General features: G+C 33.7%; 8 protein-coding genes. All 8 read left to right on the top strand.

Annotated features, from left to right (window positions below):
- The first annotated feature begins 147 nt into the window (after positions 1-147).
- The 8 genes from HW347_RS20235 (at position 148) to HW347_RS20200 (ending at position 7,243) form a co-directional block, all read left to right on the top strand.
- A complete protein-coding gene (locus HW347_RS20235; RefSeq protein ID WP_214613535.1) occupies positions 148-795 on the top strand; it encodes a hypothetical protein in 648 nt (215 codons plus the stop codon).
- Between the two features lie 212 nt (positions 796-1,007).
- Entirely contained in the window at positions 1,008-1,919 is a 912-nt protein-coding gene (locus HW347_RS20230; RefSeq protein WP_214613534.1) for a hypothetical protein, read from the top strand.
- Positions 1,920-2,150: 231 nt separating this feature from the next.
- Entirely contained in the window at positions 2,151-2,618 is a 468-nt protein-coding gene (locus HW347_RS20225; RefSeq protein WP_214613533.1) for a hypothetical protein, read from the top strand.
- A gap of 208 nt (positions 2,619-2,826) precedes the next feature.
- On the top strand, positions 2,827-3,552 hold the full coding sequence (locus HW347_RS20220; RefSeq protein ID WP_225902006.1) for a tRNA-uridine aminocarboxypropyltransferase: 726 nt from the start codon (positions 2,827-2,829) through the stop codon (positions 3,550-3,552).
- A gap of 265 nt (positions 3,553-3,817) precedes the next feature.
- On the top strand, positions 3,818-4,354 hold the full coding sequence (locus HW347_RS20215) for a hypothetical protein (RefSeq protein WP_214613532.1): 537 nt from the start codon (positions 3,818-3,820) through the stop codon (positions 4,352-4,354).
- A 250-nt stretch (positions 4,355-4,604) separates the two neighbouring features.
- Positions 4,605-5,168: a Crp/Fnr family transcriptional regulator gene (locus HW347_RS20210; RefSeq protein ID WP_214613531.1), complete on the top strand. Its 564-nt coding sequence runs from the start codon at positions 4,605-4,607 to the stop codon at positions 5,166-5,168.
- A 66-nt stretch (positions 5,169-5,234) separates the two neighbouring features.
- Positions 5,235-5,561 carry a DMT family transporter gene (locus tag HW347_RS20205; protein ID WP_155595044.1) on the top strand — a complete coding sequence of 109 codons (327 nt, stop codon included), beginning with the start codon at positions 5,235-5,237 and terminating at the stop codon, positions 5,559-5,561.
- Between the two features lie 221 nt (positions 5,562-5,782).
- Entirely contained in the window at positions 5,783-7,243 is a 1,461-nt protein-coding gene (locus HW347_RS20200; RefSeq protein WP_214613530.1) for a sulfatase, read from the top strand.
- Positions 7,244-7,451 lie beyond the last annotated feature (208 nt).

Raw genomic sequence — 7,451 nt, 5'->3', positions numbered from 1 at the left:
GAGCGTAAACCTAAGCGACGATATCTCTTTTTAGTATCTAGCCCAACCACGAAATCACTCTTCCTTTAAACTAATTCATTGTTCTAAATATCTTATCTTCAACTTAAGAAACAAACATACGAGCCCAGCCGTTGGCTACAATTTTAAATGAAAAATTTCCAAAACCCTTTTTCTCCCGAAATGATAGAGCAAATCAAAGCTGGTTTGGAAAGATATGATTCACTTCAAAAAAAAGATGGATTCATTAAACTCGCAGAATTAGGTTGGTATATCAACGGAAGTATGACATTGGCACATTCTGCATGGCTAATGGACATGGCTTTAGAAAATGAAATTGATAAAATCAATAAAGACCTTTCATCCCATTACGTGGAAGAAATGCTCGACAGAGTTAAATTTCTTAAAAAGTATCAGTCAAAAAGGTATTTAATTATAAAAGAGGCCATCGAATGCCATTTATCCGGGAAATACCACGCCTCAGTTGCACTGTTTCTTTCGCAAGCAGATGGACTTTGCAAAGGACTATTATTCATAACTAGGAACAAAAAAAAGGAACTGAAAAAATTTATTGCAGAAGAAAAGAAAAATAAATTTTTTGAAGATATATTGGAGGTAATCCAAAGGGTTAATAAAATTGACGAGTATTTTTCTCAAGGATTGAGCGGTTCCAATGAATTAAATCGACATGCGGTTTTGCATGGATATGACACCGATTTTGGAACGGAATTGAATAGTTTAAAAGCTTACTCTCTTCTACTTTTTGTTGATGATTTCTTAAAAAACAAAAAACTGTAGCCAACACGGTGTATAAAACATAGCTAGTAAGTGCTTTACCTTATGGTTTGTGTATATTTATAAAGACCGCCAAATTTAAAAATTTGGCTTTTAGAATAGAAAAATTAAAAACAAAATATAAAAATTCGGCTCTGTGTTAATCCGAAAAGTAAGCGTCTTTTAGCACGCTACGTTTCATACACAAGACCGTTTGCTTTAATTATAAAAATGAAATGAAACTAAAGATAATAGTATTGCTTATAAGCTTTTTTTTTGTAGAACATCTACATGCCCAATCCGCTATGGTTACTGATGTAGCCGATTTAATAGGAAATAATGAGATAATTTCAATAAAAATTGATGAAGAAGAATATAGATTAAACCCTAACGGGCAACTTTCACTTGCACGAGGAAACATTCTTACTGATTCTATAATTTATAATGAAAATGGAAATATTAAAACCGTTTATACTTTTGCCTCAGAAGAACCTAGAGAAAAAATAATTATTAAATATGACGAAAATGAATTATTGATTGCAGCAGACTATTTCGTTCCATTAAATAATAAAGATTATCTAGTTAATAGTTTAATATTTGAAAGTAAAAAAAAGACCCCTGATGGTATTATTAAGAACTATAAATTTAAAGATGGAGATTCAACATTAGAATTTCATTTTAATAATCAAGGGTTGATGGAAAAGAAAATTACAATACATCCATCTCACGGGTATTATTGGCAAGAAGAATTTGAGTATAATGATTTTTCTGAAGAAAAAAGAAAAAAGAAAAAAAAGAACCCATATAACAATACTATGTTGGAGAATAAATGGGTTTTATATAATAGCAAATATAATGATGGAATAGTTCCTGAGTTCAATAATTTACGTTCAACAAATTTCACAATCAAATTAAAAAAAAATATTCGAAAAAATGAAAATTTTGTTGCCTTCACTAACTACGAATATGATATGAAAGGTAATATCATTAAAATGATTGAAGAGCAGTTTAAAGATGATGAATTAGAAAAGAAAATAGTTCGCGAGTACAAATACGTTTATGACAACAGAGGGAATTGGACCAATAAAACCCTTTATTATAATGGCAAAAAGGACTCGGATATTATTAGAACAATATTATACAAATAAGCTTTTTTGAACAAATAACTACACCAACAAAACCTATAAACAATACAGGCTTCTAGCTTCATCAAAAGGTCTGTGTATATTTATGAAGTCCGCAAAATCTTTGGAATTTTGCTTTTTAGCGGGACATAGAAAAAAAAGAAAACCAAAAGATTTCGCTATGTGCGTGGCGGAAAGCAAACGCCAGTTTGCTCCCGTACTGTTCATAGCTAAACCGTTGTAAAACATTCAAAAATGAAAAATCTAACTCTATTACTAGTTCTACTCCTTTGTTTTGCTTCATTTGCACAAACACCAGGCGGAACCTCTACATTCTACACTTCCGTTGAGGAACGACCGCTATTGATTATCAATGATGACGTTATTGCAAGTGTGGAGGTTTTAAAGAAAATTAAAACTGACAACTTTGCCAAACTAGATATTTCAAAAGATGACGTATTGAGCCAAACAAACCTTTTTCCTTTAGATAAAAAAACGAAAGGTATCATGCGAGGAAATCTAAATATTGACTTGGACATTAAAACCCAGTCAGAATTAAATTCGTTTTTTGGATTGAATCCAACCAATGATATTTATGTTAATGGATATTTAGTAGAAGACAAGCAACAAACCGTTTCGACCATTAGCATAAAAATGATTGACCTAAGAAAAGCAGATGGAATAATATTGAAGACCCCCAGCTTGAATATTACTATTGAATAGTTGAGTTGAAACTTCGATATAAAAACGTTGTACAACATAACCTATTAGTAATACAAACCCTAGGACACAATCCCGGTCTGAGTATATCTACTAAGTCGCTAAATCTTATGGATTTAGCTTTGAACAAGAAAAAAATAAAGCAAAACAATAAGCTTTAGCTTCGTGCCTAGTTACCGCATTAGCACTAATTAAAGAAGAAATATTCACTTTGCAAGTAGAAATAGGAAATTCAAGAAACGAATGTTACAAATGCATGATGCCCTCAATTTCATGTCTTTGTAAACACATTAACCCTTTACAGACTAAGACTCGTTTTATTATTCTTATGCACCCAAAGGAGTACAAAAAAGAAAAAAACGGAACGGGACGTATTACTAAGCTTCAACTTGAAAATTCAGAGATTATAGTTGGTGTAGATTTTACTAATAATAAGCGTGTAAATGAACTACTGGCTAAAGAAAACACTTCTTTTTTACTTTATCCTGGGAAAGATACCTTCAATTTATCCACAAGAAAAAGTTCAGAAATAAATTCATTTACGGGTGATAATCCATACATCTTCATTCTTGATGGTACATGGCCCTGTGCTCGTAAAATGCTTAAAATGAGTACGAACTTGCAAAAACTAAAAAGAGTGAGTTTTGATAATAATATAAAATCAGAGTTTACTATAAAGCAGCAACCCGCATCTCTTTGTCTTAGCACTATTGAATCTGTTTATACGGTCTTAAATCTACTTAAGGCAGCTGACTTTGAACAATGCGAGACAAAGGGTTTTCTTGTTCCTTTTCAAAAAATGGTTGCGTATCAAATAGAATGTATGCTAAACCAGGATAACAAAAACTATAGTTCAGATACGAAAACAGAGGTTACTCCTAAGAACTTATATAAGAAAAAGACGGAACGGAATATTGTTTTTGAACAAGAAAGCTAGCTGTCTTTTTTGAGACATGTTAATTGCTAAATTTAACACCAAATGCGGATTTAATTTTATTGAAACTAATCAAGGAGGATACGCTATTACCAATAAAAACTACGTTGAAAAACAAATTAAACCTAGCCAAATCTACTTAGACAACTTCTATTATTGCCTAAACCTGATGTTGCTATTCCGTAAGCCTGTTTTATGAATTTATTGCTAATTTAGCCCACCTTCAAAAACATTGCGTTATAAATAAACATCTTACATCCAGTAAAAAATGAGTGTAGTAATAGACCGGATTAGCTTATTTTTTAAAAAAGGTTTTAAAAAAAAGTTTGTTATTTTTATTACCATACCTCTAGCATCAAGTGTTATATTTCTTGCAGACTTTTTTCTCTTACCTGAAATACATAAAACCGATGTTATTACTAAAATAGGCATCGTAAAAATTCCTCAAAATGTAGGAGGCACATCAGTTAGAACAACTAGAAATTCAGGTTATAGATATACTACCGCAACAAACCTCAAATTTGCTACTCCAACAACAAGAATAAAATCACCAGAAATACAAGTAACAATAACTCCACTTTTTAAGACTGTAAAAGCAGTTAGTACCACTAAAAAGAAGATAAATCTTGCCTCAGGTTTTAATGGGTTAAATAAAGTGTTGATGCTATTGTGTAACATAGGCATGGTAAGTTCAATTCTTTATGTTCTTTTAACCAAAGAAATAACCGAAAACGCAAGACTAAACTTACTGTTTCTTAATATGTGTACTCTTGCCGTATGGATATATGCTCTGATTTTATATTAACCTGCCTAATCTACCTTACCTAACCACTTTTTTGAGCGTTTTGATGTTTCTTTAGTTTTTGTAATAGGCACGAAGCCTAAACGCAATGCCCACTTTAGGGCTATATTGAAAGGTCTGCGTATATTTATAATGTCGCCAAATCTTATTGATTAAGCTTTGGACTAGAAAAAATAGAACTAAAAATACCCATTACCTCTTCTATACGCTTAGCTAAACTTTTATTTACTATGCTAAAACAACAATGCGCTAAATGGAAATAGACCAGATTCTAAATAACATATACCCTTTACCTGAGTCTTCAAAATCAGTAATAAAAAAGTACATTTCGGAAATAAGCTATCCTAAAGGACATATTTTATTGAGGGCCGACAAAATTGAAACAAGCATTTATTTTATCAAAAAAGGAATTGTTCGTGCCTATGCTAATTCTGCCGATAATGAAATAACATTTTTCTTCGGAAAAGAAGGAGATACGGTTATCTCCATGAAAAGTTATGTTGCAAATGAGAAAGGATACGAAGATATTGAGCTATTAGAACACTGTGATTTATACGAACTGAAAACCCAAAACTTACAGCAACTTTTTGAGAAAGACATAGCTATAGCAAATTGGGGACGAAAGTTTGCCGAACAGGAACTTATTAAAACAGAAGAACGACTTATTTTCCGGGAATTCCGGACAGCTAAAGAACGTTATATAGAACTTTTAACTAATAACCCTGACTTAATTAAACGTGTTCAATTAGGCCACATCGCCTCTTATTTGGGCATAACTCAAGTAAGTTTAAGCAGAATAAGAGCAGAAGTAAAATAGGTTCGTATTTTTTATCATTTGTAAAATTTTCCTTCGATTCCATTTCTCAACTTTGCAAAAAAAGTTATGAATTGGATTATTTTGGTTATTGCAGGTTTATTTGAAGTAGCATTTGCATTTTGTTTGGGCAAAGCAAAAGAAACCACCGGAAATGAGATGTATTTATGGTATTTGGGGTTTCTTATCACCTGTAGTATTAGTATGATTCTTTTAATTAAGGCAACGCAAGCATTACCTATAGGAACCGCTTATGCTGTTTGGACAGGAATTGGTGCCGTAGGAACCGTTTTAGTGGGCATAGTCGTGTTTAAAGAACCCGCAACATTTTTAAGATTGCTTTTTATATCTACATTAATCTGCTCAATTGTTGGGTTAAAAGTAGTATCTCACTAAAATAGAGAAAGTCACCAACACATAACATAGCATGTAAAAAGTGTCCAAGCCCTTGCTACCAAAAAATTTGCGCGTTTTCTAAAAGTCGCCAAAATTTAGTATTTTTTTTAAGCGCTAGTTTTCATACGCAATTCTTCTCAGTTTTTTAATTAGGTTATATTTGCTATATTAAGTGTATAAAATACTCTTATACTTGCTGTCATAAAACTAACTCTTAGAAGATGTCATTTTTCAAACTAAATATTAGATTACTTACCCTACTTGTTTTTGTTCCTCTCTTTTTATCCAGTCAGGAAAAGAATGACACAAAACCCAACGTACTATTTATTGCAGTAGACGACCTCACCACTAGTTTAGCTTCTTATGGTGATCCTTTAGCCAAGACACCAAACTTTGACCGGCTAGCCAAGATGGGAGTTCAATTTAATAAAGCATATTGCCAGATTCCACTTTGCAACCCTTCCAGAGCTTCGGTCATGACCGGTTTAAGACCAGATGCAATAAAGGTTTATGATCTTGATGCGCACTTTAGAGATGAAGTTCCCAATGTTACTACCCTACCCCAACTTTTTAAAGACCAAGGGTATTGGGTTGGAAGAGTAGGAAAGTTATATCATTACAATGTTCCAGCGGCCATTGGTACAAATGGTCATGATGACCCTGCTTCTTGGCACGAAGTTTTTAATCCTAAAGGACGGGATAAAGACGAGGAACATCTTATTACAAATGCAGAGCCCCACCGTAAGATAAGTGCCGCCTTGAGTTGGCTGAGAGCCGAAGGTGAAGATAGCGAGCAGACAGATGGTATGGTAACTACAGAAGCCATTAAACAAATTGAAAAACATAAAGAGAATCCGTTTTTTCTTGGCGTCGGCTTTTTCAGGCCCCACACTCCTTATATCGCACCTAAAAAGTATTTTGACCTCTATCCTATAGATTCCATAAGTATCCCATACGCACCTGAAGATGACAGAGCTGACATCCCCTATGCTGCTCTTGCCCATAATTGTAAAATAGCGCACTACGGCTTACCAGAATCTGTCTGTTTGGAGGCTAAACAGGCCTATTATGCCACAGTTTCTTTTATAGATGCCCAAGTAGGACTATTATTGGATGCATTGGAAGACAACCAGTTGATGGACAATACTATTATTGTACTATGGAGTGATCACGGTTATCATTTAGGAGAACACCAAGGTATCTGGCAAAAGCGCTGCCTGTTTGAAGAATCATCTAAAGCGCCCTTACTTATCTATGCGCCTGGCGCAGCAGGTAATGGCATCAAATCTGATCAAGTGGTAGAATTTATTGATATCTATCCAACAGTAGCCAAGTTGTGCAATCTAAACCCTCCAAATGAACAGCCCGGAAAGAATCTAATACTCTTATTAAATGACCCCCTCCTGAATTGGGAAGGCCACGCCTATACGCAAGTGCTTAGACCAGGCAATGGAAACCCTGTTATGGGTAGAAGTGTACGTACCAATAAATGGCGCTACACAGATTGGAACGAAGGCAAAGAAGGCGAGGAATTGTATAATCAAATAAAAGACCCTAAAGAGTTCAATAATTTAGAAAGTGACCCCAATTACCAGCAAATAAAGGCTGAACTCAAAACACTTTTAGAAGAAAATGTAAGCGGACAAGTACCAACCACTCCTTTTAATCCTGATAGGCTTTAACAGTAATAGGCAACCTCTCATAAAAACTAGAACTACTTAACACTAGAAAAACTTCGCTTGATTACTAAAAGAAATTGCTTAACCTTTTAAAGGTTTGGGAAGATGCTTTATACGTGTAATTCTTACTTATTCTCCTACAAATATTGGCGATATGTAAGATTTGATTAAATTACTGCTCAAAGAGGCATAAACGTATCTAGTCAGTTTA

The sequence above is a fragment of the Zobellia barbeyronii genome, from assembly GCF_018603515.1.
Lineage (GTDB): Bacteria > Bacteroidota > Bacteroidia > Flavobacteriales > Flavobacteriaceae > Zobellia > Zobellia barbeyronii.
This window is presented reverse-complemented; position numbering and strand designations above follow the sequence as displayed.

Excerpts from the sequence above, each read along its gene's own strand:
- HW347_RS20235 (WP_214613535.1), top strand. The coding sequence starts at position 148 with ATGAAAAATTTCCAAAACCCTTTTTCTCCCGAAATGATAGAGCAAATC.
- HW347_RS20205 (WP_155595044.1), top strand. The coding sequence starts at position 5,235 with ATGAATTGGATTATTTTGGTTATTGCAGGTTTATTTGAAGTAGCATTT.
- HW347_RS20230 (WP_214613534.1), top strand. The coding sequence starts at position 1,008 with ATGAAACTAAAGATAATAGTATTGCTTATAAGCTTTTTTTTTGTAGAA.
- HW347_RS20210 (WP_214613531.1), top strand. The coding sequence starts at position 4,605 with ATGGAAATAGACCAGATTCTAAATAACATATACCCTTTACCTGAGTCT.
- HW347_RS20225 (WP_214613533.1), top strand. The coding sequence starts at position 2,151 with ATGAAAAATCTAACTCTATTACTAGTTCTACTCCTTTGTTTTGCTTCA.
- HW347_RS20200 (WP_214613530.1), top strand. The coding sequence starts at position 5,783 with ATGTCATTTTTCAAACTAAATATTAGATTACTTACCCTACTTGTTTTT.
- HW347_RS20215 (WP_214613532.1), top strand. The coding sequence starts at position 3,818 with ATGAGTGTAGTAATAGACCGGATTAGCTTATTTTTTAAAAAAGGTTTT.